This window comes from Candidatus Bathyarchaeota archaeon, assembly GCA_026014725.1.
Classification (GTDB): domain Archaea; phylum Thermoproteota; class Bathyarchaeia; order Bathyarchaeales; family Bathycorpusculaceae; genus Bathycorpusculum.
In genome coordinates, this window is sequence record JAOZHV010000044.1 from 40,947 (window position 1) to 67,692 (window position 26,746).

At 44.5% G+C, this 26,746-nt stretch carries 26 protein-coding genes; 15 read left to right on the forward strand and 11 right to left on the reverse strand.

The features are described from left to right. Positions 1–31: 31 nt before the first annotated feature. A complete protein-coding gene (locus tag NWE95_07715; protein MCW4003781.1) occupies positions 32–484 on the reverse strand; it encodes a methylglyoxal synthase in 453 nt (150 codons plus the stop codon). Positions 485–625: 141 nt separating this feature from the next. Here NWE95_07715 and NWE95_07720 point away from each other — a divergent pair, with 141 nt between their 5' ends. Next, positions 626–1,258, forward strand: a complete 633-nt coding sequence (locus NWE95_07720) for a hypothetical protein (GenBank protein ID MCW4003782.1) — start codon at positions 626–628, stop codon at positions 1,256–1,258. Here NWE95_07720 and NWE95_07725 read toward each other — a convergent pair. The 5 genes from NWE95_07725 to NWE95_07745 form a co-directional block, all read right to left on the reverse strand. Next, on the reverse strand, positions 1,255–1,392 hold the full coding sequence (locus NWE95_07725) for a hypothetical protein (GenBank protein ID MCW4003783.1): 138 nt from the start codon (positions 1,390–1,392) through the stop codon (positions 1,255–1,257). The genes NWE95_07720 and NWE95_07725 overlap by 4 nt on opposite strands. 111 nt (positions 1,393–1,503) lie before the next feature. Beyond that, positions 1,504–2,673 carry a cation:proton antiporter gene (locus tag NWE95_07730; protein MCW4003784.1) on the reverse strand — a complete coding sequence of 390 codons (1,170 nt, stop codon included), beginning with the start codon at positions 2,671–2,673 and terminating at the stop codon, positions 1,504–1,506. Between the two features lie 49 nt (positions 2,674–2,722). Beyond that, on the reverse strand, positions 2,723–3,202 hold the full coding sequence (locus NWE95_07735) for a GNAT family N-acetyltransferase (GenBank protein MCW4003785.1): 480 nt from the start codon (positions 3,200–3,202) through the stop codon (positions 2,723–2,725). 93 nt (positions 3,203–3,295) lie between these two features. Beyond that, complete coding sequence (larA, locus tag NWE95_07740) at positions 3,296–4,579, reverse strand: nickel-dependent lactate racemase (protein MCW4003786.1); 1,284 nt, start codon at positions 4,577–4,579, stop codon at positions 3,296–3,298. A 193-nt stretch (positions 4,580–4,772) separates the two neighbouring features. Next, a complete protein-coding gene (locus NWE95_07745; protein MCW4003787.1) occupies positions 4,773–7,487 on the reverse strand; it encodes a PQQ-like beta-propeller repeat protein in 2,715 nt (904 codons plus the stop codon). 899 nt (positions 7,488–8,386) lie between these two features. Here NWE95_07745 and NWE95_07750 point away from each other — a divergent pair. Then, on the forward strand, positions 8,387–8,596 hold the full coding sequence (locus tag NWE95_07750) for a hypothetical protein (protein ID MCW4003788.1): 210 nt from the start codon (positions 8,387–8,389) through the stop codon (positions 8,594–8,596). Between the two features lie 82 nt (positions 8,597–8,678). Here the strand turns inward: NWE95_07750 and NWE95_07755 are convergent, their stop codons facing one another. Continuing rightward, positions 8,679–9,026, reverse strand: coding sequence for a hypothetical protein (locus NWE95_07755; GenBank protein ID MCW4003789.1), 348 nt, complete (start codon positions 9,024–9,026; stop codon positions 8,679–8,681). Positions 9,027–9,319: 293 nt separating this feature from the next. On the opposite strand from NWE95_07755, the gene NWE95_07760 reads away from it, so the two are divergent. Continuing rightward, positions 9,320–11,881 (forward strand): type IV pilin, encoded by a 2,562-nt coding sequence (locus NWE95_07760; protein MCW4003790.1) that lies wholly within the window; start codon positions 9,320–9,322, stop codon positions 11,879–11,881. 83 nt (positions 11,882–11,964) lie between these two features. Beyond that, on the forward strand, positions 11,965–12,681 hold the full coding sequence (locus NWE95_07765; protein ID MCW4003791.1) for a hypothetical protein: 717 nt from the start codon (positions 11,965–11,967) through the stop codon (positions 12,679–12,681). 196 nt (positions 12,682–12,877) lie between these two features. Here NWE95_07765 and NWE95_07770 read toward each other — a convergent pair whose 3' ends face one another. Beyond that, positions 12,878–13,126 (reverse strand): hypothetical protein, encoded by a 249-nt coding sequence (locus tag NWE95_07770; protein MCW4003792.1) that lies wholly within the window; start codon positions 13,124–13,126, stop codon positions 12,878–12,880. A 129-nt stretch (positions 13,127–13,255) separates the two neighbouring features. On the opposite strand from NWE95_07770, the gene NWE95_07775 reads away from it, so the two are divergent. The 5 genes from NWE95_07775 (at position 13,256) to NWE95_07795 (ending at position 18,520) form a co-directional block, all read left to right on the forward strand. Continuing rightward, entirely contained in the window at positions 13,256–13,636 is a 381-nt protein-coding gene (locus NWE95_07775; protein ID MCW4003793.1) for a hypothetical protein, read from the forward strand. Positions 13,637–14,154: 518 nt separating this feature from the next. Further along, positions 14,155–14,664 carry a hypothetical protein gene (locus NWE95_07780; protein ID MCW4003794.1) on the forward strand — a complete coding sequence of 170 codons (510 nt, stop codon included), beginning with the start codon at positions 14,155–14,157 and terminating at the stop codon, positions 14,662–14,664. Positions 14,665–14,827: 163 nt separating this feature from the next. Continuing rightward, the gene (locus NWE95_07785; GenBank protein ID MCW4003795.1) at positions 14,828–15,394 is read left to right on the forward strand and encodes a hypothetical protein; all 567 of its coding nucleotides are present in this window, start codon (positions 14,828–14,830) and stop codon (positions 15,392–15,394) included. Beyond that, the gene (locus NWE95_07790; GenBank protein ID MCW4003796.1) at positions 15,381–15,953 is read left to right on the forward strand and encodes a hypothetical protein; all 573 of its coding nucleotides are present in this window, start codon (positions 15,381–15,383) and stop codon (positions 15,951–15,953) included. Before NWE95_07785 ends, NWE95_07790 begins: the two co-directional genes overlap by 14 nt. Before the next feature lie 239 nt (positions 15,954–16,192). Then, entirely contained in the window at positions 16,193–18,520 is a 2,328-nt protein-coding gene (locus NWE95_07795; GenBank protein MCW4003797.1) for a collagen-like protein, read from the forward strand. A 272-nt stretch (positions 18,521–18,792) separates the two neighbouring features. On the opposite strand, the gene NWE95_07800 is transcribed toward NWE95_07795, so the two are convergent. Next, positions 18,793–19,176, reverse strand: coding sequence for a type II toxin-antitoxin system VapC family toxin (locus NWE95_07800; GenBank protein ID MCW4003798.1), 384 nt, complete (start codon positions 19,174–19,176; stop codon positions 18,793–18,795). 6 nt (positions 19,177–19,182) lie between these two features. Continuing rightward, entirely contained in the window at positions 19,183–19,431 is a 249-nt protein-coding gene (locus NWE95_07805) for an antitoxin VapB family protein (GenBank protein ID MCW4003799.1), read from the reverse strand. A 661-nt stretch (positions 19,432–20,092) separates the two neighbouring features. On the opposite strand from NWE95_07805, the gene NWE95_07810 reads away from it, so the two are divergent. Further along, positions 20,093–20,353 carry a hypothetical protein gene (locus tag NWE95_07810; GenBank protein ID MCW4003800.1) on the forward strand — a complete coding sequence of 87 codons (261 nt, stop codon included), beginning with the start codon at positions 20,093–20,095 and terminating at the stop codon, positions 20,351–20,353. Positions 20,354–20,413: 60 nt separating this feature from the next. Here NWE95_07810 and NWE95_07815 read toward each other — a convergent pair whose 3' ends face one another. Beyond that, positions 20,414–22,027, reverse strand: coding sequence for a S8 family serine peptidase (locus tag NWE95_07815; GenBank protein MCW4003801.1), 1,614 nt, complete (start codon positions 22,025–22,027; stop codon positions 20,414–20,416). 141 nt (positions 22,028–22,168) lie between these two features. Between NWE95_07815 and NWE95_07820 the strand changes: the two genes are divergently transcribed. The 5 genes from NWE95_07820 (at position 22,169) to NWE95_07840 (ending at position 26,732) form a co-directional block, all read left to right on the forward strand. Beyond that, complete coding sequence (locus NWE95_07820; GenBank protein ID MCW4003802.1) at positions 22,169–22,543, forward strand: PRC-barrel domain-containing protein; 375 nt, start codon at positions 22,169–22,171, stop codon at positions 22,541–22,543. A 262-nt stretch (positions 22,544–22,805) separates the two neighbouring features. After that, positions 22,806–23,147 carry a hypothetical protein gene (locus NWE95_07825; protein MCW4003803.1) on the forward strand — a complete coding sequence of 114 codons (342 nt, stop codon included), beginning with the start codon at positions 22,806–22,808 and terminating at the stop codon, positions 23,145–23,147. 350 nt (positions 23,148–23,497) lie between these two features. Beyond that, a complete protein-coding gene (gene purC, locus NWE95_07830; protein MCW4003804.1) occupies positions 23,498–24,556 on the forward strand; it encodes a phosphoribosylaminoimidazolesuccinocarboxamide synthase in 1,059 nt (352 codons plus the stop codon). Next, positions 24,553–25,650, forward strand: a complete 1,098-nt coding sequence (locus NWE95_07835; protein MCW4003805.1) for a formate--phosphoribosylaminoimidazolecarboxamide ligase family protein — start codon at positions 24,553–24,555, stop codon at positions 25,648–25,650. Before purC ends, NWE95_07835 begins: the two co-directional genes overlap by 4 nt. Further along, complete coding sequence (locus tag NWE95_07840) at positions 25,647–26,732, forward strand: formate--phosphoribosylaminoimidazolecarboxamide ligase (GenBank protein ID MCW4003806.1); 1,086 nt, start codon at positions 25,647–25,649, stop codon at positions 26,730–26,732. Before NWE95_07835 ends, NWE95_07840 begins: the two co-directional genes overlap by 4 nt. Positions 26,733–26,746 lie beyond the last annotated feature (14 nt).

The window sequence follows — 26,746 nt, forward strand, 5'->3', positions numbered from 1 at the left end:
ACTAGCTGTGAAAAATGTGGAAATAGAAGTTTTAATTTAGTCGTTGTCTGTAGCTTTCGTAATCTGGTAGCCTGCGCGGGTAATCTTGGCACATAAGCGGAGATGAAATCAAGAAGTCAGCTGAGGCACGGTTGCAAGCAATCGGAATGTTCCACACCACTGCCACTCGCAGAAGCGCTTTAACGTCTGGGTCATGGGGCAAAGGAGCAAGCGGGTCCCAAAAGAAAATCAAGAAGTCGATTGTGCCCTCTGCTATGCGTGCGCCGATTTGCTGGTCTCCACCTAGAGGTCCACTTTCCAGTATGTTAATATCTAAGCCTAATTCCCGCTCTAGAATTTTGCCTGTGGTGCCTGTGGCGTAGAGTTCATGCTTTTTTAGCGTGCCAATGTTGTATTTTGACCACTCCAACATGTCTTGCTTTTTGTTATCATGCGCGATGAGCGCTATTCTTTTCTTTTCTGTCATTAACGTAACTTTTGGCATAGTGTTCCTCCTTGCTTTTAGCGTGATGGGAGTTTGCTTATAATTGTTCCGTTGTCGAACAGGTGGGTTAGCGTTGGGTTTTGGGAATAAAGGTTATGTAGGTAGAGCTATTTAGGGCATAAATAGGGGGAGAAAAAGTACATGGGGTCACTGAAGAGTCTAGCCCAAGGCTTTCTAGTCGCCACTGGACTGGTTTGGGTCTTTAACATCATTGCACTATTCCATGGCGGCGACGCATGGCTAGGACTAATGTACCTGCTTATTCTACTTATCCCAGTGACCAGCATAACCATGCTAAAGCTAAACAACCTCCGACAGAGGGCGATTGACGAAAAAGTGAACTGGAGGAACCTGCTTTTTGCTTTTCAAGGCGTCGCCTTAGCTTTCTGGATGTTTGATATAATCACGACAGTTTATGCGATTGACGTAACGCGCTTGGCTATTGAGATAAATCCGCTGGGTTGGCCACTTGGCATCTTGGGCGCCTTCGCATTTTACGGTCCAACATTGGCGTTCTCGTACGTTTTGCTGTTTAAACTAAAAGAGAATATCTCTTTTTATGCTGCCATACCGCTAACGTTACTGACGCTTGGCATGAGTGTTATGAACTTGGTGGCGGGTGCACAGAACTTTCAAGTATTTGTTGACACTGCAGTGCTTGCGACTGACGCACGTTATGGGTTGTTAGGCTTGATTTTAGCGGTGAATTTAGCCGTGCAGCTGGCTTTGAGGCGAGCAATCCTTTCGCCAAAATACAAAATCGGCAGAGTTTAGTCTTCAGGAGACTCCCTCGTTTCTACAAGCTCGGTTTTCGGCATATGCCTCAGAATCTTTTCTTGGTCAACCTCTGTAATATCATCTCTCTGCGCTTCTTGCCTGTCTTTTTCGCTCATCTTTGCCTTGGGCAATGATGTCACCTCCAAGAAAAAACATCCTACCAAAACATGGGCAAGCACGAATCTTAAGTGTATGTGACTGCGGCTTGGCACCAACAGATGTTCAGCTTGCGCGCTTTGGATTTAGCCTTCATCTTTTTTAAGCAGTTTTGAGAAGAGCGGAAGAACCACAATCATAGAACCGATTACGGCGATTGCAGTTAGCGTTAAGAAGTCGGTGCCTACAATTCCCATCGCCACACCTTCATAAGCAATAATGAACGATAATTCTGCCCTCACTGCAAGTCCGATAGTTGCTGTCCATAATGTTTTACCCTTAAGCCCTGCTAAACGTCCACCTACGAAGCCGCCTGCAAACCTTGCCAGCAGAGCGACTGCGAGAATTAGTAAACCGATGGGGAGAACCGCTAGCATGCCTACTGGGCTAATCACCAAGCCTATACTGGTGAAGAAGACAGCTGCAAAAATTTCTTTCATCATAAACAGCCTGTTGGCAAGTTTTTCACCAATTTTTGCATGCGGAATGATAGCGCCCATTATAAAAGCGCCAGTAACAGCCGCTAATCCTACTTGTGTTGCAACGAAAGCCAGTATTAACCCTAAACCCAGCAGTATAACAAAAATTACCTCGTCAGAGATTACGCGTTGAAATTTCTTAATCATTATTGGGAATATTTTGGTGCCTATGTATATTGAGGAAAAAATAAACATGGTGGCAACTACGCCAACCTCAAGCAAGTTGATTCCTGAAAAGGTGCCCTCTGAGATTACTCCTAACACGATGGTGAGGATTAAGATGCCTTCGATGTCATCAAGTATAACTGCCGTCATCAGAGTAGAGCCTGCTTTTGTATCAACTCTGCCCTCAGCGCTTAAGATGGCGGCTATTACGCTGGTTCCGCTGGGAGCTAAAACTGCGCCCAAAAGAATGGCGGCTTGCCATGACCAACCTAATGCAAGTCCAATTCCATAACCAAAAATTACAGATAGGATTACTCCGATTGTTGTTAGTAGGAATGCTTTGGCGCCTACCTTCCAGAAGGCTGATGCATCAAACTCCACCCCTGTCATGAACAAAATCAGCACCGACCCCAGCACAGCGAGCAAGTTGATAACTGTCAAGTCGGTGACGAGCCCCAGTCCGCCTGGACCGCCGATGAACAGCCCGACTAAGATGGCGCCGATTACTCCAGGGAGCCTGAGTTTTTTGAATAGTTCTGAGCCGAGCGAAGAAGCAACAATTAGTAAGCCGACTTGGAAGAGTATGAAAATTGCTGGGTCAACGCTTGACATATAGTTAAAAGTTTACGTTAACCTATATTTTGCTTCTGTTGTCTTAATTTTACAGTCGTTTGGTCATCACGTAGGCGTCTTCGCCGTCTGAGTAGTAGCCGTTAATTGTTCGGGTGACTTCGAACCCTAAGCCCTTGTAGAGTGCTATGCCTGGCTCGTTGGTGACCCTCACTTCTAAGAAGCATTGTTTAGCCTTGTAATACTGCATGCCTTCCATTGCCTTCTTAATCAGTGCGTGGGCAACGCCTTTGCGTCTGCTCTGTGGCAGAACTGCAATGGAGACTACGTGTCCTTTGCGTATTAAGCCGCCTAAACCGTAGTTTGATAAGCCAACTTCTATTCTGCACATGATGTAGCCAACTATTTTTCCGTTTTCTTCGGCAACAATGAAGGTTTCTGGAAAACGCTGATGCAAATCGATAAAGAAGAAGTCCGTGTAGTTTTCTGGTAGACAGACGCGGTTGATTTGCATAACGCTTTGTAGGTCGTCGGGGACGAATTTGCGTAGATTGTAGGTTTGTTGCATCATTTCGCCTTGCTTACCAAGTTTCACCGTTCAGACTTAAAGTTTACGCTTTATATTCCATCAACCACCAAAAGGTCATGAAAAGTAAGTTTTTCTTTAAGTTTGGGTTTCTTCGGGCGCCTTAAATATCGGTAGCGTGTAGCTGCCCTGCGGCATAGCCCAAACTCTTGCAGCTGAACCTGCAATCTTGAACGCTTCGGCAAGCGCGTCGTTTACGGCGCGTGCGGTTTTTAGTTTGAATATGCTGGTTGCATAGTAGTCTGGCATGGAAGAAACCAGAATTATCTGGTGATTCTGTAGTGCTTTTAGCAGGTAGTACGCTTTGTGTCCGCCCATGACAAAGTTGCGCTTAATTTCTCGTTCGACGTTTTTGAGGTCGCCTAGTCTTGTCATCCAGTCGTAGAACACTTGGTGACCGTGCCCATCACGGCACTCCGCGACTAGAATGATGACTCCTCCGCGCTTAACTGCATCCAACGAGTTGTCCAATGCTTTGTAGGCTTGGTAGAGGTTTATGTCTGCTGGGTGTCCGCCTGCGCTTACTACGACTATGTCTGCTCGGCGGTCAATTGTGACGCGGTACATTTCGTCGACGAGTTTAACCGCTTCCATGAAAGCTGCTTCCAAGTCGCCAGCGAACGCCTTGACGATTTCGCCTTGTTTGTTTTCGACCACGTTGACGATGAAGTTGACTTTGGCAAGTTTTGCTGCTTCAGTCATGTCCACGTGCACGGGGTTGCCTTCTAAAATGCCTGTTCTGGCGTTTGCTTGCAGGAGCATGGCGTGGTTGTGTTTTATGGTTTCTTCACCGCACACTGCTGGCATGACACTTTTTCTGCCTCCGCCGTACCCCGCATAATAGTGATAGCCAACATCGCCGAGGAGCACTTTCACGTCTGCCTCAGCGAAAACTCGGTTCACAAACACCTTGTTGCCATGGGTTTTGGTTGTGCCCACGTAAACCATATCGTTGCCAGTGCAACAGTGGCTGATAGTTTTTACCCGTTTGAGTGCTTCTTGCCCGAGGAGTTCTTCCGCCTCTTGGGGCGTAACTGCCCGATGCGTTCCACAACCAAAAATAACGGTGATGTTTTCGTCTTTTACGCCTGCACTGTTTAGTTCAGCCAGAACTGGGAGTAGCATCTTCTCGCTTGGGGCTTTGCGAGTAGCATCATCTACTACGATGGCAACTTTGCTCTCAGGCGTGACCATCTCGCTTAAACGCTTAGAATTGATGGGTTCTTTTAAGGCTCGCTCTACTTCCGCTTTTGGATCTGGTGCCCCTTGATGCTCTTTAGGCTCGATGGTTCCAAGCAGGTTTCGGGCTGGAACACGCACGCATACATCGGTTTTTCCGTAGGGAAGCCAAACATCAACCATGCCAAGTCACGTTTTTAATTTAGATGTACTCGGTGTAAGAAACTATTAAGCCTTATCAAACAAATTAAGCCCGCAACAAAATCAAGAAAAATTAAAACTGAAAACTTGACATTGTTGTTTCAACACTAACATGATTCTTGGGTTTCTTCAACAAAGAAAAGGGAAAATGGAAAGTGAAGTTTTTTGCTTCACTCTATGGTCGTTTTCTAAGAGCCAGCAGAATCAATGCGCCGATGACTATTATCACAACTATTATTGCGATTCCCATACCAAGCACGTACATTTGAGTAGGTTCCAAACTAATCTCTGGAGGTGGCGACGCTGTTGGTGCAACAGTGGCTGCGTGGAAGTGTGCTTCAGCGCTTGATGGGTAGTATGATTCTGAACCTGCAAAAGTAGTGATTACAGTGAAGTCTCCAGGTATGTCAGGCGTCCATGTGAAAGCAAAGGTGCCGCTGCCGTCGCTTATTATTGTGCCGATGTTTCGGTAGTTGCCGTTGGAGTCTATGACGTCAATTGTGATTGGAACACCAGTAACGTTTGCTGGGCAAGGCTTCTGCATATAGACGTATTCCATCCAACCGTTCATGCTTGCATCAGATACGCATGGCAGACCATTGGGGAAGTTTGACAATACCGCATCTTGCTGAGAACCAGCGGAAATGTCAGTTATAGTACCGCTGATGGTTATTGGAGTTGCGGTTGTCACGCCAACGCTAGGTGCATTGACATTTAATTTACTTGGTCCCTTGCCGATAACATAGATTTGGTTGTCGTAATAGTTGTAGTATGCCAAATAGCCTTCAGCCTGAATCATAGTCGACGTGCCTGGGCCTCCGCTTTGACCAGCCCACCCCAGTAGAGTCCAGATCTCCTCGCCTGTAGTTGCGTTAATACAGTAAACTTTTTCGCCCTTATAGAGTGGATAGTTAGGTGAGTGCTCGTTATTGAAAGCATAGACTTTCCCGTCTGAAATGGCACCGATAAAGATTGGATAATAGCCCCATGCTGTTTCAATACCGCTATACGTGTTGTTGTATAACCACAGGATTTTTCCAGTCTTTCCATCATAACAAACTATTTCTCCGCCATAGCCTTGGGTGTAAAGATTGCCATACGCTGGCCAGCCTATTGGGCCAGCTCCTAAGCCACTGCCAAAGTATGAATATGCACGCTTGTTTCCCGTTAATGGTCCCCACAGTAGATTGCCGTTGTCCAAGTTGTATCCTAACCATGACATTGTCTCCATGTCTCTCATAAAGAAGACACGATTCACAGTATCTATCGGTGCTAATGAAAACGACCTAGTAACGTCGCCTGTTGGAGCTGTGTAATTTTTAATCCACAATAGTTGCCCTCTAGATTCGGGCTTGTCGCTTATCGCCCATATAGTATAGGGATCTGGTGTGCCAGCGCCATATGCAATAAAAGCGTTAAATGTAGAACTTGTTCCCAGTATGATATCACCTGGAATTGCACCAACTATGATAGGTGCTGAGAGCCCTGATAAATCAGCTGTTATTGTTACGTTCCATGAATATGCATTGCTCATGTTAACTGATTTTCCGTTAGGTCTCCATTGAAAAGCGTTTGTTCCTGTTCCTCCTCCTGGGTCAACCAGCTCTAATCCGACGTTTTGGCGTGTGTTGTTCCATAAAGCAAGCCACCCTGAACGCGCGGTTCTATTATAGTTTAGTACATAACGTATGTATTCGCCCTTCGGAGTGTAATATAGTACACTTTGTTCCTGGTCGCCAGTCCGACCTGTAAAGATGGGTGCGTTGGTTTCATTAAATAGCCATTTTCCAGTGAATGCATCGTAGGCACTCCAAATGCGCACTCCTGCTTCGGTGGAAAGTGCCCAAAGTATGCCGCCGACGACGCCGTGTTGGTTTTGTGATTCATAATCAAAGAGCTGCCCAAATGCGGGCACAAGAATTGTGTTTGGCGCACCAGTCGAAGTATTTCCAGTAGTGTATGCGATGTCGTCCCTATGCCACATCACTTTGCCCGTTCTCAAGTCTAAACAAGTGTATCCGCCGCCAGTGTTTGAGTGACCTAGAGGTTCAGCATAGTATAGCCTTCCAAACATTATCATTGCGTTGGTGAATCTGCCCTCATACGAACCGCCTGAATAAAAGCCTACGTCTGGACCTATGCCTGGAATGTCGCCGGTTCCTCCAACAATTCCTCCAGTCTCTATTGGACGTGTCCACATTATGTGCGGACTATTGGGGGCTGTGCCGTATTTCTGCCAAAGATTCGCGTACCCGCCGATATGGCTTCCTCCTAGCCAGTTGGATGCGATAGTTGCCCAAGCACTGTTTTGTCCTTCAATTGGTCGTGTCCAGTACTCCGTTGGAAGCGGTGTGTCAGGAATTTTCGGTATCTGTTCTTCCTGTACTGTGAGGTATTCTGTTGCGGTGCTGCCTAGAAATGTATCGTTTACCCACTGGTCTCCGCCTCTTGCCAACAAGTCAGGCAGGTTGGCGGGCAATCCAGTAGGACCAGTAAGAGACATCACTTGTCCAGGGTAATTAAGGAAGAATCTGTATTCGCCTACTTGGTTAGGCGTGTAGGTAGTATAAGCTACTCCTGTTGGGTCAGAATAAAATGGTCCAAGCGTTTCATTGGCGTCGTCAGGCTTGGTGATCGTGATTGTCATGTCGCGCCATCGGTCACCTCCGAGACCTGTTGCTGTGGGAGGATTGGGTGAAACCCAAAACACTACGATTACTTGTTGCCCTACGCCAACAGGGTTGGGTGATAGCGCAATATATGCATAAGTGTGTACAGTCCGCGGAGGAGTATGCGCATTAGCAGGAATCAGCATGATTGAAGCTGCCATCGAAAGCATGAGCAGAATAATAGTTGCGATTGCTACGCTCTTATTTCTAGTTATAAGCATTTTCTTTTCTCCCAAATTATAAAGGCTCAAAGAGTAAAATATCAAAAGAATAATACTCTAAAAACCCATTTTTAATTGGGTCGGTTTCACTATAAATAACTTTTGGTAGCGGTAAGCTCAACAAGAAATATGGTGCTAACGCACTATTTTTTCGTTCTTTTGTTTAACACATTATTTCAGTTAGAATTGAAATGTTGGCTGAATTCAGGAAACTTCCATATCCTTCTGTTAGCTTGTGCAATATGATGATTTGGCACGGATTAAAAAGGTTAAGATAGCTCGTGCAACGGATATATCCCTTCGCTGGAACACGCACGCATGCGTCGGTTTTTCCGTAGGGAAGCTAAACATCAACCGTGCTAAGTCACGTTGCAGTTTAGATGTACTCGGTGCAAGAAACTGTTAAGCCTTATCAAACAAATATCGAATTGATTGTAATTTTAGCTTTAAGCGCTTTGATGATTTACGCAACCAGCCGATAACCCAAACGCCTACAACTTGCTAGGTCTTTTCGGTTTACGTCTACAAACCAACTGTTGCGCGCTCAACACGGGAATGGCCTGAATTGAACTTTGCGAATTAGAACTTGTTTTTTCAGGCAGCACGTAAATCCAAACTCGCCTTGCTTCATTTTTCTCCACTAAAGCACTAATTTCAGTCACGGCTAAGCCTCACAGCACATGTATTTGCTGTTCACGGAATAACACTTCCTAACATTCACATATACACAAAAATGACATGCGACCGCAAAAAAGCACGTGCCCGTAACCAAGAAACCATCAAAAACAACAAATCCCAAAACAAAACATGGCAAAAACAAATCAATAAACCCAAACTGCCGAACATATATATGTCGATAATAAAAAAACTTATTAATAATTTACAAACGTAACAAAACCATGCGTAAAAAACCCAAAAAAATCCCCACTCTCTTTATGTTGCCGCTTGCAGCGGCGCTATTCCTGATTGGCTGGATAATGTCCTATACAGGCGCAAACAAAGCGGAACGCAAAACAAAGCAAATTCAGGTGCAAAACAATAAACTTTACATCGGTGTTCTCCTCCCCGAGCAGCAAGAATTAAGACAAGCTGCAAAAGCGGGCTCCTAAAAAACAAAACTAATGCTCAAGCAGGCTGCGTAGCAACAAAAACTAGAATTAAAAATCAAAAAATAGAAATCGGTATACGAGATTAAGCCGAGTAAACAAACGGCTTGCTTCTTGGGGCAAAATTACAATTAAATTTCACGCAACTTTTGCTCTTTTCGCTGAGCATGCCGAGTACTTGCTGTTGCATTTCCATGAATTCTAATCCTTTCTCCGTGGGTTTATACACCATGCGTCCCTCTTCTGATGTAACCTCAATTAGGTCGTGATTCAGCAAAAACTCTAAGTATTCGTTTAGCTGGCTGAAGCTAAGGTTAGCCCTGAACATTATGTGAGTTTTGGAAACGCCTTTCTTGGCAATACCGATTATGTCCATCATTATGACGAGTTTGTCTCGACGTTTTACTTTGTTATCCATCAATTCTAGAGTCATTTTAACCATCTTTTCTAGAGTTAAGTTCTATTATTAAACCCTGCCTCACCTGTTATAAGTCATGCTTCACACATCTTAATATATCGCGAATCGATACAAGCGCCAACCAAATGCCCAGAAAATAGCGTGAAAAACCAAAAGAACCGTAAAAATGGCTCAGAGTCTCCTGTGCATGCAAGGATATAACTTCTATATACTCTTAAATACCCCCGCCCAAACAATTACAAATCGAGAAAGGAGAGAACGCTAACTTCTAGCGCATGCTCCAAAACAAACAAGGAAAGGAAGAAAAATTGAGAAAAATAACTAAAATCAGACGCTCCATTAGAGCAGTCTCACCAGTAATTTCCGTACTACTTATGATTGCAATAGCTGTCATAGCCTCACTCATAGCATACGCGTGGGTTATGGGCTACATTGGCGGCAGAACCGACCAAGCAGGCAACCAAATCCAAATACAAAGTTACAAAGCAGGAACCAACCTGATCTACGTGCAAAACACGGGCCAAGGAACAGTCCATCTCAATCCAACCAGTAGCGTATACATCAACGACGTTTTGAAAAACATAGAAAAGGTTGACGGCGAAGACGTTGATCAAGTTAAGAACTCTAAAGGATACATTCCAATAAACAAGGGACAAACTAGAGAACTCCAAATAAATTACAATATACTGCCAGGTGACAAAATCAAAATAGTGACAGTCGAAGGCACATGGATGGAAGTCACAGGCACAAACCAACCAGGCACATCACAAACAAATCCGACACCAACAGCCTCGCCAAGTCCGTCACCATCAGCATCACCTAGTCCAAGTCCTTCACCGAGTCCAAGCCCAAGTCCATCACCTAGTCCAAGTCCTTCACCTTCACCGACCCCCACACCGGAATATCCATTAACAATAATCATAGACCCTGTCGACAGTGGAACCGTGACCAAGAATCCAAATCAAGCAACATACCTCCTTGGCGCTAATGTCCAGTTAACAGCTAATGCAGCTGAAGGCTGGACTTTTGACCACTGGAGCGGTGATGCTTCTGGTTCAGCAATCACAACAACAATAACCATTGATGCCAACCCAGTCGTTACTGCAACCTTTGTAAGACAAGAATACCAAGTGACTTTCGGTAGTAGTGGTCTTGGAGGCGATGCCACTGGCAACCTTGTCTCTTACTCAGTCTCTGGTGGTGGCCCATCTGGCACATTTGGTGTTGCAGGCGGGTCTATCACGGTCTACAGTGGTGAAACCGTTTCCTACACCTTTGTTGATCCAGTAACAAGCAGTGCAGGCGGCAAACGATACTCAATAAATGGTCCAGTTTCAGGCGCAGTGACTGTAACTTCAACAACTACAATAACACGTAGTTACCAGACTCAATACTATTTGACTGTAACTTCAGCTCACGGCACAGTAGGCGGTCAAGGCTGGTATAACAGTGGAACAACCGCTTACGCAACGCTAAATACTGGAACAGTTTCAGGCGGCACAGGAGTCCAATACGTATTCACTAACTGGGGAACTGACGCTTCAGGCACAAACTACGCCCAAAGCAACGGCATAGCTATGGATGGTCCAAAGACTGCATCTGCAAACTGGAAGACGCAGTGTTACTTGACTGTTACTTCAGCCCATGGTACACCCAGCGGTCAAGGCTGGTATGATAGTGGTGCTACAGCTTATGCATCGCTAGATTCGGGAACCGTTTCAGGCGGTACTGGGGTTCAGTATGTGTTCACTAGTTGGGGTACTGACGCTTCGGGCACAAATTATGCTCAAAGCAGCGGTATAACTATGGATGGTCCAAAGACTGCATTTGCAAACTGGAAGACCCAATACTACATAGCATTCTCTGTTACGGGAAGTGGAACAACTAATGCCACAGGCTGGTACGACGAAGGCGACAACAGAGTGGTCGCAACCGCTAACTCAGGGTACAGTTTCTCATCATGGACATTCAACGGAGCAATCCAAATAACCCCATCGACAGCGTCACCAGCAACAGCGACAATCAACGGCCCAGGAACAATAACAGCAAACTTCATTCAATCAACAGGCAACAAACTGGTGTTTATTAATGGCACAAGCCAAACTCTAGTGGTCTATGAGCCATCAGGAAGAATAAGAATTCAACGCCAAAACTCAGCAGGCACCCCAATAACAAGTGGTACTACCTATGTTTACTTAGCTACATCTTCCAGCGGTGGAAAGTTCTATTCCAACGCAGCATGCACAAACCAAATAACTTCGTGGATAGCAATAAGCTATCCTAACAGCTACATAGATGTCTACTACAGAGACTCAAACACAGGAACACCGACCATAACAGCCACAGCAACAAACTATCGGTCAGTAAGCACAACATTCACAATTAATCCAGCAACACCTGAAGTTAAACTCACCACAGGTTTCGACGGTACACCATGGGATTCCGAATGGAGATCTTGGCCTAATCCACCGTGGAATTACAACACTGAACAATACTATAGTTCACCAAACTCAGCATCATCTGTAAGCAGTAACCAAGGAGCATTCTCAAGCAACAAGGTAGACGCAACAGGCGCAGCATACATAACAGTGTCCTTCTACTTCAGAATAACTGGCACAAATCCAACAAACTTCCAAATACGCTGGGGCGCAACACAAACAGACGACTACAACAGTATAACTTGGAATAATCTAGGCGTAAACCTAGGTGATCGCAATGTCTACGCGGCTAACACATGGCACTACTTCTCAATAAACATCACGGACACATCAGCTTTCACTAGCTACTTCAGATTCCAATTCTTAAGCCAAAGTTTGCCATCAAATGCGCAAGTCTGGGTTGACAACGTACAAATCATAGTCAACAAGTAAACCACACTCTTTTTTTATTTTTCTTGTTTCGCAAAATTAAATAGTCAAAGAATCAATCTCAATATAGTACGAGGAGTAGCTAAATGAACAGTAAAATAACAATGGCAGTCCTCATTTTGGCAATCTTGATGAGTGTACCAACAATTACAGCTCAAAATGCACTTCCTGGGGTAATTGAAGGAGACATATTTGAATACGACTATCATGCGACTTGGAACTCAACTGATCCAAATGCTCAACCAACAGCCAACGTCGCTAAAAAAATGCAGATTCAAAGTTTTCAAATTCAAATAATGAACGTTACGGGAACGATAATTGATGGTCAAATAACAATTAGATACAAAAATGAAACAACAAAAACAGAAACAGGTTACCTTGACATTCAAACGGGTTCAATTCACATGTCCTTCGGGACTCTTATAATCCCAGCGAATCTGACTGTGAATGAGCCAATCTATCCTACCTGGGATCAAGATACCATAAACGAGACGGTTACGAGAACTTATCAAACTGGTAACAGGGAAACAAACAAACGTTTAGTTGAAGTAACATCTGAGTATAGCTGCGAAAAAACTGAAGTTTACTATGACAAAATCAAAGGCATAGTGGTAGACTCATACTATGAAAGCAGGGACATGTATGGGGGGTACACGGAAATCTTTACAGAAACCATCACAAACACGAACTCGGATGTTTGGACTATTCCTGAATTGTCAACGCTTCTAATTCCGCTGTCTCTGTTTGTGGCTACTGCCGCGTTGTTGGTTGCTAAGGCTGCAAAGAAGCGCCGTAACCTCTAACTTTTCTGTTAATTAGGTAGCTTTTTTGTTTAATTTTTCTTAGTTGTGCCTAAAACGATGGGAAACGCCCAGCATATTTGGATGCTATTAGGATATCTATGCAGAAACCTATAGGGGATTAGGTTGCCTCGAACCTGTTTGTTCATAAACGATTATCTCTGTGCGACCCCGACACGCAAAAACCAAACCTCAAAAATTAAGTGCTGATGAGTTTACGTATTTCAGCTATCCGTCTTGGGTTGAGGGAAACTTCTAAACCGTAACTTGTTATTTTGGGCAGGACATAGCCCTTGCGGATAAGTTTGTCTAGCGCCTTTTTTACGTCTCCCCGCAGATGCTTAGGAAAGCCTTTGGGGATGTTGTCCTCGCTTGTATGCTTTTCCCCAATAAGATTATGCTCGTACATCTTTTGAAGAATAGCGATTTCAAGCCTTGTAGCATTCACAAGTCAACCCCTCTATGACTTCTTTGGCAACTTGGTTAGTGCTCACATGCTATTAAGGCATTATGACTAAGAAGTCATCACCTATTGACAAAGAAACATTAATAAGCAATTTAAACAATAATGATAAACATGCCAAAAAAACTTGCAGAACAAAACCCTGCCCCACTAGAAAGACTATTCAACTCATCAACCGCACGCATACTAGACTTCTTCACACTATACACAGAATGGGATTACTCAAAAACAGACATAGCCCAAAACGCAGAAGTCAGCATACGCACAATCATAAGAGCAATCCCCTACCTAGAAAAACACCAACTAATCAAGCGCACCCGAACTGTGGGCAAAGCAGAAATGTACCAAACCAACAAAGACAGCCCAATAATCCAGCACCTGCAAAAAATCAAAAGACTAATCGCGGACATAGACATCGACAAAGAACTAGAAAAACAAGGCTACACTGCAAACCAAAAAACAACCATCAAGCAAACCCAGCCAATATCCGCCTAACAACCGGTGCATTTTATAGGCCATAACGGCAACAAGTAAACAAACCTCAATCGTATAACAAGAAAATAAAAGGCGCAAAACCATGAAAAACCTCTTGAAACAGAAAACGAAAAACGCAAACAAGAGGAGAACCCAAATTTAAATTTTCATATTCAGTCAGTGAATTATTCAGTAAGTGAATCTAAACGCGATTCATCATTCAAACGACAAGAACACTTTGCTTTTGAAATACGATATTGACGATTTTTAGGACAAATTTATTACAAAAACGTCATCGACGACTTTTCAACGTCAAAGCATGCTAAAAAATCCGCCTTTATATAGGGGGATAGGGTCTACTGGCAGAGCAACAGAACTTTCGCGGCGCAGCGTTAAACCGCCTATAAATAAGGGGGCTATAGGAAAAAACCGCAATAGCCCTCTTGGCTTAATTTAGCCATCGCTGCAACTTGCTAGCTTCAAGTTAGTAATGCTTTTATGCATTTGACAGCTTTAGGCTGTTTTGAGCGTGTAAAAACATGAAACTACGAACCATAAAACTAACTCCTGAATTCCTCGTCGAACTCTTAAAAGGCAAAGCCGCCCCTTTCACTTCCAACTTGCCAAATGACGCAGAACTTTTAGATTTAAAACTTGACCTGTTCACAAAACAAGTGCTTGCAGTAGTTCGCAGCGAGAGTTTTGAGGACGTCGCCGAGGGCTTTCCCATTCCAGAATTCACCTTCACCACCAAGAAAAGCATGGCAAAAGAGGTTGCACAGCCTGCGGTGACGGTTGCTCCTGAACCGTTGCCTTTGGTTGCAAAGCAAGCGCCGCCGCCAGCCAGCGATGCCGCTTTGGGTGTTGCTAACGAGTTTAGTCCTGAGCAGCGTAAACTGCTAAGTTTCTCAGTTAGAGACGATTGCGTAGTTATCAAGCCAATGCAGTTTCTCAAGGCAGAATGGGAAGACATCAACGAAGTTGTCAAAAGCATAGGCGGCAGATGGGTAAAAGGCGACATCGTCAGCTACTGGGAAGTGTCGATTTAGCGTTTTCTTCCCTTAAGGAATCGGTTACCGTAAGAAAAATTCATAAGCAAAGACAACAAATTGGTGGTTGGAGTAGCGCTAATGAAGTGGCTCATTGAGGCGCATTTGGAGTTAATCGTGATATAGCATGGTCGGCAAGTCGCCTACACGAAGGAAAACATTTGTGGCAAGAGAAGACTTGCTGAACCGTCTGGGCGAAGTCGCAAAAGAACGCGGCAGCAGCCTCTACGAGTTGGTCAATGAAACCTTTGAATTAGTCATTACTTCTCAAAACTTAGGTTTAAACCTAAAGAAGATTGTGGATTCACGCAAACGTCTGGAAGATGCACGTGCACTAGGCTTCATTCTTGGGTTAGAAAGTCTCTGGTACGAAATGGCTGACTTAGCTTACGAGAAAGGCAAACGCCAAGCCCTCAAAAGCTGGTTTGATGCTGGCGTCTGGTTTGCCACGCGCTACGTTACAGGTAATGGTGATTCTCCTCTCTTAGCGTTTAAAAATGACTTAGCTGGGTTAACATGGAACGTGCCAGAGTTTGTTTTGGAGGATAATTATGATAGAGTGTCGGTTCGCGTCACTAGCCCAAGGTTTACTGAGTCTTACACGATTCTGTTTTCGGCTTTTTTGGAAGGTGCCATGAAAGCGTTTGGTTACAAGATAGATTCTAGGGATGTTTCAAGAGGGGTGATTCGTTTGGAGGCATTAAAGGAGGAAGTTCATGGTTCAACGTAAGGATAAGAAGCTAGTTTATGTTCCTTTTGACCTCCTTGAGGAGGTTGCGAAATCCTCGCGCAGCAGGGGCGTAACGATTAGCAGATTTATTGAGGAATCACTGGAGCAGTCCGTTAGGGTTACTTCTGCTGGTTATGACCTTCATCAGTTGGGCGAGTTCTTTGAAGTTATCTATGCACAGAGGGTTTTAGGCGGCGCTTTTGTGCCTTTAGACGTGCTTACGTTTTTGACTAATGAGGTTTGCAAATCTGGCAAAGAACAGTTGGAGAAGGTGTGGTTTGAGAGCGGCAAGTGGCATGGCAAGTACCTAAAAGAGCGGTTTGCTGACCCAGTTTTGGCGCTTAAGAGTTTTCTTGAGGCAAGCCGTTGGGATTTGAGCGAAGTTGAGGTCCGAAAAGACGGTGCTAAGGCAAGGGTGAGGTGTGTTTCCACTGTGCTCAAAGAGGATGCGACGCAGGCGCTTGCACGGTTTGTTGAAGGCGTCATGAACGGTATTGGTTATCAGACTGAGAAAAGTGAAGTCTTAAAGGGCATGTTGATTATTGATTTTAAGCTCTAATTTTCTGTCGAACAGGTCGACAGTTTGGAGCTTTTTGAGCAGTTTTCTTGAAAAAAGAAGCTTATTTTGGGCTTTAAATGTGTACTGACCCTTACACGTGTAATGAAACGTGTACACATCACTTGTTGGGCTAGGGCTTGTTTACAGTAGATATAAGTACTAAGTCGACTATAGTTCAAGCGCTAAAAAGCAAATAATAAAGTAAATGAAAAATTCGATAAAATACGAGGAAATTAAAAATGAATACCCTAACAACCCAAAACAAGAAAAAACTTTTCGCAACATTAACCCTGACAATTCTAGTACTATCAGCAGTTCTGGCAGCAATTCCACTAGCAAGCGCAGCTCCAGGAATAACAACACCAGCGTCAGGTGATCCTTTTAACGTTGGTGACGAAGTTACAGTTTCAGGCGGTGGCGCAGCTCCTGGTACCTATGTCGAGGTTTTCTGGGAGAATACTAACCCAGCGAATCTGTTGGCTGCAGATTATGCCGATGGAGCTGGTGATTACGAAATTGATGTGACAATCCCGCTTGCTCCCGCAGGCACTCACTACCTAATTGTTAGAGACCCAACTGGTACGGCATCCGTAGACATCGAAGTTGAACCAAAGATAACATTGAGTCCAACGACAGGCATCCCTGGTGATGTAGTCACTGTTACAGGTACTGGCTTCTCAGGCTCAGCTACCCTTGCAAACAGAGTCATAACAATCACCTTTGATGGCGACACAATGACTCTCACTCCAAGCCCCACAAGAAGTAACACATCCGGTTATTTCACATGCACTTTTGAGGTCCCTGACCTCGCTTATGGTACATATGATGTAATCGCAGATGACGCTGACGCAGCTGTAGACCCTGCAGACGCCGCTCCATTTACAATCGGCGCTACCATAGCGCTATCACCAACCTCAGGTCCAGCAGGAGCAGTTGTTACAGTCTCTGGTAGAGGCTTCACTAAAGTAGCAGGCACTGGACTGACATTCACAATAGGTGCAACTCCAGTTGTTGAAGTTACTCCCATAGTAACTTTGGCAGACGGAACATTCACCGGGTCAATCATCATTCCATCACTTACTGCTGGCCCACAAACTGTTTCAGCAAATGACGGTACATATACCGCCACAGCTACCTACACAATATCTACTGGAGCAGTAACAACAATTACTTTAACTCCAACCACTGGTCCACAAGGCTTCACAGTTACAATTAGTGGTGTACGCTTTACCGCAATTGCAGGCGAGGTCGTAACAGTAACATTCGGCGCAATTACAGTTGGATCATTCGTGACTACCGCTTCAGGCTCTTTCTCTGGAACATTTGTGGTTCCAAACCTGCCGACAGGTTCATACACAGTAACAGCCACTGACGAGAATGCACTAGTAGCTACTAAGCCTTTCACAGTAACAAACATCTTCGTTGGATTAACACCTAGCTCAGGTCCAACAGGCACAGTAGTTACAGTTGCAGCTTATGGATTCACCGCTGGTCATCCCGCTAGAATATCGATCTCAAACATAAACTTCACCGGCTTCACAACCACAGACTTGCTTGCAGGTACAGTAACATTCATTATTCCACAAGTAACCGCAGGCGCAAAGACAGTAACAATCACAGACCTCACTAGTAGCGAATACACTACAGCAACCTTTACCGTAACAGCAGCAGCAACAGCAACTCTCAGCCCAGCAGCGCAAGCAAAAGGATACGACGTAGTCTTGACAATCACAAACTTCCCAGCTGGCGCAGACTTTACAGCAACGCTCAGCGGAGCAAACAGTTTCGAAGAATTAATCTTCGATGATACAACTAATTCCACTGGAGCTTTCGTGGACACATTCACCGTTGATACTGCATGGGCTATAGGCTCCTACACAATGACAATAGTCACAGACGATTCAACCTTCACACTCACATTGCCCTTCGCAATCGTAACACCAGTCATAAACATTAACACAGCAGCAACAACATACAACCAAGGCGACACACTCTCCTTCATTGCAACAAGCAATCTGGTAATCACAGGCACTGTTACAATATATGACCCAAGCGCACGCCCCTACGATATATTGGTCATCGCGATTACTACACCATACGGAATCAACTTCATATGTCCTCAACGCTTAACACAATCACCACTATCAAGTGATGCTGAAATCGGCAACTGGACATGGGAAGCAAACTTCGGCGATGTTACAGCTAACGGCGTATTCGAAGTCGAACCAAAGCCATTACCAGAACAAGGTCCACAAGGTGAAACAGGTCCAGCCGGTCCAGCCGGTCCAGCAGGTGCTACAGGTCCAGCCGGTCCAGCAGGTGCTACAGGTCCAGCCGGTCCACAAGGTCCAGCAGGCGCTACAGGTGCACAAGGTCCAAAAGGTGACACTGGTGCAACTGGTGCACAAGGTCCAGCCGGTCCAGCAGGCGCAGACGGTAAAGACGCAGAATTTGTGGGTGGTCCATCAATGCCAGTTGCTTCACTAGCATTGGCAGTTGTTGCACTCATAATTGGTCTGTTAGCAGCATTTGTTGCTTTCACTCTCCGCAAAAAAATAGCAGTCTAAAAAACCAAAACAACTTCCCTTCCTTTTTTATTTTTTGTAAACTAAAAATCTTTTCTTTAGGTAACTCCCAAAAACCACAGACTCATTACTCCTAAAAACTCGAAAAACAATCCCTATTTTGCAAGGCAACCAAACATATTTGAATCCTAGCAGTCAACCTACGCAGAAAACCTATAGAAGAGTCTGTTTTTTCGAGTATATTTGTATCCTGATAGTTTCTATGTCAAAACCTCAACGGGTAGGTTTAGCTGTTTTTTAAAGCTAACCCTTCGTTATCTTTTTTGAAGTACAATTATCTTGTCGCTTTCAAGATTTAGGAAGTCTTTGTCTTTGGTTATGAGAGTCTGATTGCTTGTCGCTGCAATTCCAGCAATCATAATGCCTAACTCGTTTATCAGTGTACCCCTTTCCTTGAGTTTCTTGTATATTTTGACTGTCTCATCTAAAGCATCGGTTCCAAAATCAAGAATTACAAACCTGTTTAAGAGGTCTGTGATGTAGTTGATGTACGATTCTGGGGCGCCCCTGAGCATTTCATATTGAGTAATTATCGTAGTTGAGACTCGCTCTTTTTCTTGATACGACGCTATGAGGTCTAGGGCATATTTTTTCTTTCGTGATACATCAACCATTACTGAAGTGTCCAATATGACCATGGGGGCTCACGCAAAAGAAGCAGATTTTCGGGCGGATGCACTCTTTCGACCTTTTTCAGATGTAGCCAGTATTGCGTCTGCGGCTTCGTCGCTTAGGGGTTCGTTAGCATCCAAAAAGGTAAGTATGCTTTTTGGGTCGCCTTTGTTTGTGCATTCGGAGATGAGAGTTTTTAGGAGTTCGGTGAAGGATTTGCCGTTTTTCATTCGAGAGAGGTCTTCGTAGACTTCGTCGGATATTGAGATGATTTTTACCATTTGAATCCCTGATTAATATATGTATATATACATGTATATAATGATGGCGGTGGCACTAACAATCAGAAAAATAACCTCAAAATTTTTGCTTCAAAAGAGGGAGGGACAGGGCTCCTCCAATCTCAATTACCTTAGACCCTCCGAAAAAAATAATTCTCTTTTGAAAGATACCCCCAACGTATTTGCATCCTTGAATGCCAAAATTGTCTATAGGGTTGGGTTTTGGGTTAGTTTTCATATTAGTGGGTATGTAGTTGGCGTCAGGTCGGTACATTGAAACGCTGGCACGTTGGCAAGTGGCTGTACGCAATTTCGGGTAGCTTACCATCCTGTTTGGCGTCTATTAGGAGCCTATTTGTATTCTATTAGGAATTCTATGCAGAAACTATAGAGGGGTAGGTGAAATCTGCGCCCTGCACCGTTATGGAGCAAGCATATTTGGAGCCTATTAGAGGTTCTATGCACAAACCTATAGGGGGTAGGTGTTTTCTGCGTCTGCACAGTTGCAGCGCGGGCATATTTGGATTCTAATATTCAACCTATGCAGTAAACCTAAAGGGGTCTATCGTGTTGGCGCATTTTCAAGCCAAAAGCATGTTGACTTTACTGCGACCATATGCTACTACGACCATTACGGAGCTATTGCCCTTTAGGAATGGTCGTGGTAAAAAACGCTAAGGATGCGCTCGACAGCTCCTTGATGGTCGTAGTAAAACCGCCCAGTGTTGCGGGTATGTTTGTGCAAGCGCATTTCAATAATCAGCCATTTTTAATCGCCATTTTAAGTCACAAAATTGTTTATAGGGGCGGGTTCAGGCTTGGCTTGGGTGACGGGCGAAAGAAAAAAACCCTACGGGCCATGCTAGTGCCCAAACTGCATTATGCCAATCAATTGCAAACACAAAGAAAAAAGCCCTTTTAATAGGGGGATAGGTCTACCTGCAAAGCAACAAAACTTTCCCCAATATAAACATCATAATTTTTATTTGCGCTTAAGACGCAGAACCACCAAGACCACAAGAATCGCCAACGCTACCAAGACGCACACAACCAACAAATAGAATGCGTTTGAACCGTTTTCTATTGGCGGAGTTGTGGTTTGCTTCGGCGTCTGCGTAGGCGCCGCAGTCGCAGTCGGTGTTGGTGTCGGCGAAGGCGTTGCTGTCGGCTGAACAGTTGGCACTGGCGTCGGTGTCGCTGACGGCGTTGGAGACGGCGATGGCTCAACACCTAATACCACAACGTTCTTAACCGTGCTGTTTACGCTTCCAAAGGCATTACTAACCGTCAAATTCACATTAAAACTGCCGCTCACAAAAAAAGTATGAACAGCATACGACACATTAAACTTTGCCTGAGTCCCATCGCCAAAATCCCAAGCATACTCAACTAAACCGTCAAGTTGCCCAAAAACAACAAAATTCACAATATCACCAGCATGAACAGTAGAAGGAGACCAAGAAAAATCGACCCCTACAAAGCCCAAAGCCGCCAAAACAGCTGCATAAGCATCAACCAAACCAAAACCATAGTAAATATCTCTATCTTTGCCATCAATAGGTTGCAAATCAACAGCCGTTTCTTGCAAAATCTGCCGAACCTCAACATTACTCAAACTCGGATTCTTCGCCCACACCAATGCAGCAACACCCGAAACAAAAGCCGCGGACATAGAAGTCCCATTACCAACTCCAAGACCATTATTCAAATAAGTGGAATAAATATTCACACCAGGCGCAGCAAGCTCAACCTGCGACCCAACACTAGAAAATGATGCCCTAACATTATTCTCATCAGTAGCCGAAACAGCTATAACCTCATCATACTTAGCAGGAAACGCAATTTGACTATTACCAGTGTTCCCAGCCGAACCAACAAGCAAAATTCCACTGTTATACGCCGCTCGAACAGCGCTAAGCAAAGGAGGAAAATCATTCAAACTCCAACTCATCGAAATTATATCCATACTATTATTCACTGCCCACTCAATACCCAAAATAGCACGCGACAAACTCCCATCACCATTACTATCAATAATTTTCACAGCATAAATCTCAGCATCAGGAGCCACACCAACAACACCAATAGAATTCGACTTAGCCGCAATTATCCCAGCAACCATCGTACCATGACCAAAATCATCCCTCGGATCAGCATCATTATTAACAAAATCATACCCACCATAAACAGTCAAATCATCATGCGGACCAACACCCGAATCCAAAACGGCAACTTTCACTCCGCTACCCGTACTTTGCGCCCAAGCTTGAGGCGCATTAACACGCTCAACCCCCCACGGCATTATCTGAGCGTCTGCTTCTATTTTGTTGTCGGTTTGAATGTAAGCTATCTCGGGATTTTTGCTTAACGTTCCAACGGCTGTCTTGGGCAAAGAAGCGTGCACCGCTGGAATAATAGAGTAAACATCGTGGATTTCGCCACCGCTTTTCTCTATCAACTCAAGGTCTGGCTGATTTGTGAAACCAATGATAACATCAACAAGATTAGCTAAACCAACGGGAACGACGGTAATAGCAAGCGAACTTAAGAGAACTGTCAAAACCAGAACTGCTGCAATAATATTTCGATGCGCCATCCAAGTTCCCAGACAGACACACAAGACTATGTATTAATAAAAAGTTTTGCCAATTCTTTCCCAAACAACCAAAAGCTGAATAGAGAACGAAAATTCTTTAAATCAGATAAAACTATTCAAACCAGAGGAGAATACAACCATATGGAAAGAACAGATAAACCGCTGACCAGAGATGCACTTGTCTCAATGCAAGTAATCGATGCACAAGGACGCTTAATAGGAAAAGTAAAAGACGTTGCCTTCGCAGTTGGCAAAATGGGCATCTCACTAACAGTGGAAAATAAGGAGGGCGAAATCCAAAACATCGGCTGGGAAGAAGTTCAAGCCGCCTCAGACTTCATAATCCTAAAGCCACAGCAAACAGCACAGAGCACATACCAACCACAGCAACAGCAAACTGCCCAAACCGCGACGCAACAAAGCAGTCAACCGCTTTGTCCAACATGCAACAGGCCGTTGACGTGGATTCCACAATACCAGCGATGGTACTGCTATAACGACAAAAAATACGTTTAGCCCCAACTTCATTTTTACCCAATTTTTATCGTCTTACAGCTTATATTTAAGCAACATGGATAGGTCAACACGCAGTTTGGCGCAATATGTTTGTCATAATTGTTTTTTTCGTGACAAAAACACGTAGCTGAACGATTGCAGTTGAAGGTTTTTAGTTAACTAATGCATGTTTAACGTTGAAAACACTTGTTTGTTCTTGGTTTTTTGGCAATGAAAGTTTTTGTGTAATACATGCAGTATAAGCGGTAAGGATGAATATTTGATGAAGGTTGAGGAAGCTAAAGTTCAAGCTAAAAGTCTGCATGAACTTGGTGATTGCAGTAAAGATTTTGGTTGCTCAATAAAAAATACTGCTCAGAGCGCAGGTTCAGCTAGAAAGCTGTGGCGCGAAGGCAACAAATCTAATCTCATCAAGCTTGGCGCAGCCATTTTCGTTTTCCCAGAACCAACACCCGTATGCGAAATCATAGGTGCAGGCGTCATGGCTGCTGGGGTCATACAACAAGGCATAAAAAACCACGGAATATACGCTGAAGACATCACCAAAACGCTCAAAAGAACTATGCGGGAACTGCAAGAAACAAAAAACTGCTTCAAACCATAACAAAAAACGCAGTCATCCTCACCCAACATAACTTCTCATTCAAGACGCTTATGAGCAATAATGAGAAATTTTGTTGCTCTGCCTTAGAGCCCATCCCCCTATTAAAGGACGTAAATCCCTTTTTCTATATTGTTGCCTTGCTACGTATATAGGGTTCTGGGTTCAATTTACTACGTACATTCTAGCATTCCAATCTGCTTGTATTGTACGTAGTAAAGCCTTCGATGTACGTGGTGAAAAAGAGCAGAAAAATGAGCTAACGCATGCACAAGTTGGCAATCCGCGAAAGCAACAGATAAAGCGATATAAGGACAAAAACAAATAATGACAGCACCAGAAGGGAGCCGCAAATGGGTAGCGTAAAAGACTTAGAAGTAATCCAGAAACCAACCCAAACCACCATGGGTATTGGCAGATTCCACTTTTCTGACCGCTACAGCGTTTTTGACTGGGGTGAAATGCCTGACCACATTGACGCTAAAGGCGCGGCACTGTGTCTTATGGGTGCTTACTGCTTTGAACAACTAGAGCAGTTAGGAGTTAGAACTCACTATAGAGGCTTAGTGGACTCAAACGGAAAAGCGGTTAGAGTTGCAGAACTAAAGCAGCCCTCCAGCATCATGGAAGTGGCTCTGGTTAACGTTTACAAACCAAAAACAAGCGTGGTCAATAGCAAAATAATCTACGACTACAGTGCATACACACCTGCCCTCAAAAATTGTCTCATTCCACTTGAAATCATCTACCGCAACGGTTTGCCCGAAGGCTCCTCAGTCTTTAAACGGCTACAACAAGGCAAAGTGACCCTGAAAGACCTTGGTTTAGACCACCAGCCAAAGCCAGGCGAACAGTTAGCCAAACCTATATTTGATGTTAGCACAAAGCTTGAGGAAACTGACCGCTATGTTACTTGGGCGGAAGCGCAGAGAATCGCTGGTTTATCAGAACAAGAATTGTCTGATATTAAGGCTGTGTTGTTAAAAGCTGATGAAACCATAACTGAGGTTGCCTCGAAAGCTGGCTTAAAAAATGAGGATGGCAAAATAGAGTTAGCCTTTGACGAGCAAAGGAGACTCATGGTCGTGGATGTGGTGGGAACGCTTGACGAGTGCAGGTTCACATACGAGGGTGTGCATGTCAGCAAAGAAGTTGCAAGGCAGTTTTACAAGAAAACAAGCTGGTATGACCACGTTGAGCAAGCCAAGAAAGAGGCGGAATCCCAAGGTATTCAGGACTGGAAAGCACTCTCCAAATCACAGCCTCCAAAACTTGACCCTAAACTTAAAAGAATAATCAGCCAAATGTACATGGCAACCGCAAACGAAATGGCAAGCAAGCGCATGTTTGACTCACCCAAGCTTGCTACTGTTGTTAAAGAATATACGCAATATATGAGTGAATCGGCATGATGAACGATAAAATAAAACAAGTAATCAGCAACTACGACCAAAAGAACATCCGAATAGGCGTCTTAGGCAGTCACAGTGCTTTGGAAATTGCTTCAGGCGCCAAACAGGAAGGCTTAGAAACCGTAGTTGTATGCCAAAGGGGCAGAGACAAAACCTACACAAAATACTACAAAAGTGTCTTTGACCACGTTTTAATGCTCGACAAGTTCTCTCAGATAACAAACCAAGAAAACGTCAAAAAACTCACCGACTTAAACACTGTTTTTGTTCCTAACCGTTCCTTCTCCGTTTACGCTGGCTACGAAGCCATAGAACAACAATTCGCCGTGCCCATTCTTGGCAACCGCGCCATGCTACGCACAGAAGAGCGCAACACGCCAAGAAACCAACTGTACCTACTCCAGAAAGCTGGCATCGCAACGCCTAAAACTTTCAAGTCCGCCCAAGATATCGACCGCTTAACTATAGTGAAAGTTGCAGAGAAAGAACGTGCCATAGAACGCGCCTTCTTTTATCCCTCAAACCCCAGCGAATTCAACAAGATGGCTAGCGAGCGTATTGCAAAGGGCATAATAACCCAAGAAGCCCTCGACCAAGCCCTAATAGAAGAGTATGTTATTGGCGCAAAGTTTAATGCTAACCTCTTCTGGTCACCTCTCACAGACGAAATCGACCTGCTCGGTTTTGACAGGCGAATCCAAACTGACCTTGACGGCGTCTTAGATTTGCCCGCGCAAGAGCAATTAGAACTGAAAATCGCCTCACAAAATATTGAAATCGGGCACATGGGCGCCACAATGCGGGAGAGCCAAATCGAAAAAATCTTTGATGCAGCAGAAAAATTTGTTGCTACATGCAAAAAAGAGTATCCGCCTGGGATGATTGGTTTGTTCGCGTTGCAGGGAGCAGTAACGAAAGATTTGGAATTCTACGTGTTTGATGTTAGCCCGCGTGTGCCAGGGTGCCCTTGCGTTGAGCCCACTTCACCCTACATGAAATACAAGTACGGCTTCGAAGTAGGTCCAGGCAGACGAGTCGCCATGGAGATTAAGCGCGCGGTTGCGGAAGGTAGACTTGCAGAAGTGGTCACATGATTGAAAGCCAAGACATTGCCAAAATCTTAGAGAAATATGACACAAGTAAGTTGGCAGTTGGCACTTTAGGCTCGCACAGTTCGCTAAACATTTTCAAAGGCGCCAAAGAAGAGGGCTTTCGCACCGTTTGTATCTGTAAAGAAAAAGACGTCATCATGTACCAAAAGTACCCACTCGTTGACGAGTTAATCATTGTTAAAGACTTCACGGAGCTTCTCAACGAGCAGTTGCAGGAGAGACTACGCAAACTAAACGTTGTCCTCATTCCACACGGCTCATTCACCGCCTACCTTAGCACAAAAGAGTTAACTGACAGCCTCTTTGTGCCAATGATGGGCAACCGCAAACTGCTCCACTGGGAAGCCAACCGCAAAAGCCAAGAAGAATGGCTAAGACAAGCAGGACTCCGACTGCCAGCCACCTTCAAGTCACCAGACGACATCGACAGACTAATTATCGCTAAACTGCAGGGTGCAAAAGGCGGCAGAGGCTACTTCCTTGCCAACTCGCCGAAGGGCTTCTACAAGAAAGCCAACGAAATGATAAAACGCGGCTTGCTCACCAAACAGGACATTGATAAAGTGCACCTGCAAGAATACGCGCTTGGCGTGAACGTTTACCCAAGCTACTTCAGCTCAACCATAAACGACGATGTAGAGCTACTGGCAATGGACAGACGATACGAATCAGCCGTGGACTCAATCGGCAAAATTCCAGCAAGCGAGCAACTCGAAATCGACATTATCCCTACGTACACTGTGGTAGGCAACTTCCCAATTGTGCTTCGAGAATCCCTGTTGCCCGAGATGATGCGCATGGGTGACAACGTCCAAAAGAAAGCCAAAGAACTCGCTCCCCCAGGCATCATCGGACCATTCTGTCTCGAAACCGTAATAACAGACGACCTGAGAATCTTTACGTTTGAAATTTCTGCACGAATCGTTGCAGGCACGAACGTTGGAATCGGCACGTCACCTTATGCTTACTTGCGGTACGGCGAGAACATGTACATGGGCAGACGCATAGCAGTGGAAATTAAGCATGCAATTAAGCAGAAAAGGCTACATGATGTTGTAGCTTAAAAACATTTTTTATA

What these genes read in the sequence shown, in the direction of transcription:
- NWE95_07715 (MCW4003781.1), bottom strand. Translation starts at nt 484, where the DNA reads ATGCCAAAAGTTACGTTAATGACAGAAAAGAAAAGAATAGCGCTCATC.
- NWE95_07720 (MCW4003782.1), top strand. Translation starts at nt 626, where the DNA reads ATGGGGTCACTGAAGAGTCTAGCCCAAGGCTTTCTAGTCGCCACTGGA.
- NWE95_07730 (MCW4003784.1), bottom strand. Translation starts at nt 2,673, where the DNA reads ATGTCAAGCGTTGACCCAGCAATTTTCATACTCTTCCAAGTCGGCTTA.
- NWE95_07735 (MCW4003785.1), bottom strand. Translation starts at nt 3,202, where the DNA reads ATGATGCAACAAACCTACAATCTACGCAAATTCGTCCCCGACGACCTA.
- larA (MCW4003786.1), bottom strand. Translation starts at nt 4,579, where the DNA reads ATGGTTGATGTTTGGCTTCCCTACGGAAAAACCGATGTATGCGTGCGT.
- NWE95_07745 (MCW4003787.1), bottom strand. Translation starts at nt 7,487, where the DNA reads ATGCTTATAACTAGAAATAAGAGCGTAGCAATCGCAACTATTATTCTG.
- NWE95_07750 (MCW4003788.1), top strand. Translation starts at nt 8,387, where the DNA reads ATGCGTAAAAAACCCAAAAAAATCCCCACTCTCTTTATGTTGCCGCTT.
- NWE95_07755 (MCW4003789.1), bottom strand. Translation starts at nt 9,026, where the DNA reads ATGACTCTAGAATTGATGGATAACAAAGTAAAACGTCGAGACAAACTC.
- NWE95_07765 (MCW4003791.1), top strand. Translation starts at nt 11,965, where the DNA reads ATGAACAGTAAAATAACAATGGCAGTCCTCATTTTGGCAATCTTGATG.
- NWE95_07775 (MCW4003793.1), top strand. Translation starts at nt 13,256, where the DNA reads ATGCCAAAAAAACTTGCAGAACAAAACCCTGCCCCACTAGAAAGACTA.
- NWE95_07780 (MCW4003794.1), top strand. Translation starts at nt 14,155, where the DNA reads ATGAAACTACGAACCATAAAACTAACTCCTGAATTCCTCGTCGAACTC.
- NWE95_07790 (MCW4003796.1), top strand. Translation starts at nt 15,381, where the DNA reads ATGGTTCAACGTAAGGATAAGAAGCTAGTTTATGTTCCTTTTGACCTC.
- NWE95_07795 (MCW4003797.1), top strand. Translation starts at nt 16,193, where the DNA reads ATGAATACCCTAACAACCCAAAACAAGAAAAAACTTTTCGCAACATTA.
- NWE95_07800 (MCW4003798.1), bottom strand. Translation starts at nt 19,176, where the DNA reads ATGGTCATATTGGACACTTCAGTAATGGTTGATGTATCACGAAAGAAA.
- NWE95_07805 (MCW4003799.1), bottom strand. Translation starts at nt 19,431, where the DNA reads ATGGTAAAAATCATCTCAATATCCGACGAAGTCTACGAAGACCTCTCT.
- NWE95_07815 (MCW4003801.1), bottom strand. Translation starts at nt 22,027, where the DNA reads ATGGCGCATCGAAATATTATTGCAGCAGTTCTGGTTTTGACAGTTCTC.
- NWE95_07820 (MCW4003802.1), top strand. Translation starts at nt 22,169, where the DNA reads ATGGAAAGAACAGATAAACCGCTGACCAGAGATGCACTTGTCTCAATG.
- NWE95_07825 (MCW4003803.1), top strand. Translation starts at nt 22,806, where the DNA reads ATGAAGGTTGAGGAAGCTAAAGTTCAAGCTAAAAGTCTGCATGAACTT.
- purC (MCW4003804.1), top strand. Translation starts at nt 23,498, where the DNA reads ATGGGTAGCGTAAAAGACTTAGAAGTAATCCAGAAACCAACCCAAACC.
- NWE95_07835 (MCW4003805.1), top strand. Translation starts at nt 24,553, where the DNA reads ATGATGAACGATAAAATAAAACAAGTAATCAGCAACTACGACCAAAAG.
- NWE95_07840 (MCW4003806.1), top strand. Translation starts at nt 25,647, where the DNA reads ATGATTGAAAGCCAAGACATTGCCAAAATCTTAGAGAAATATGACACA.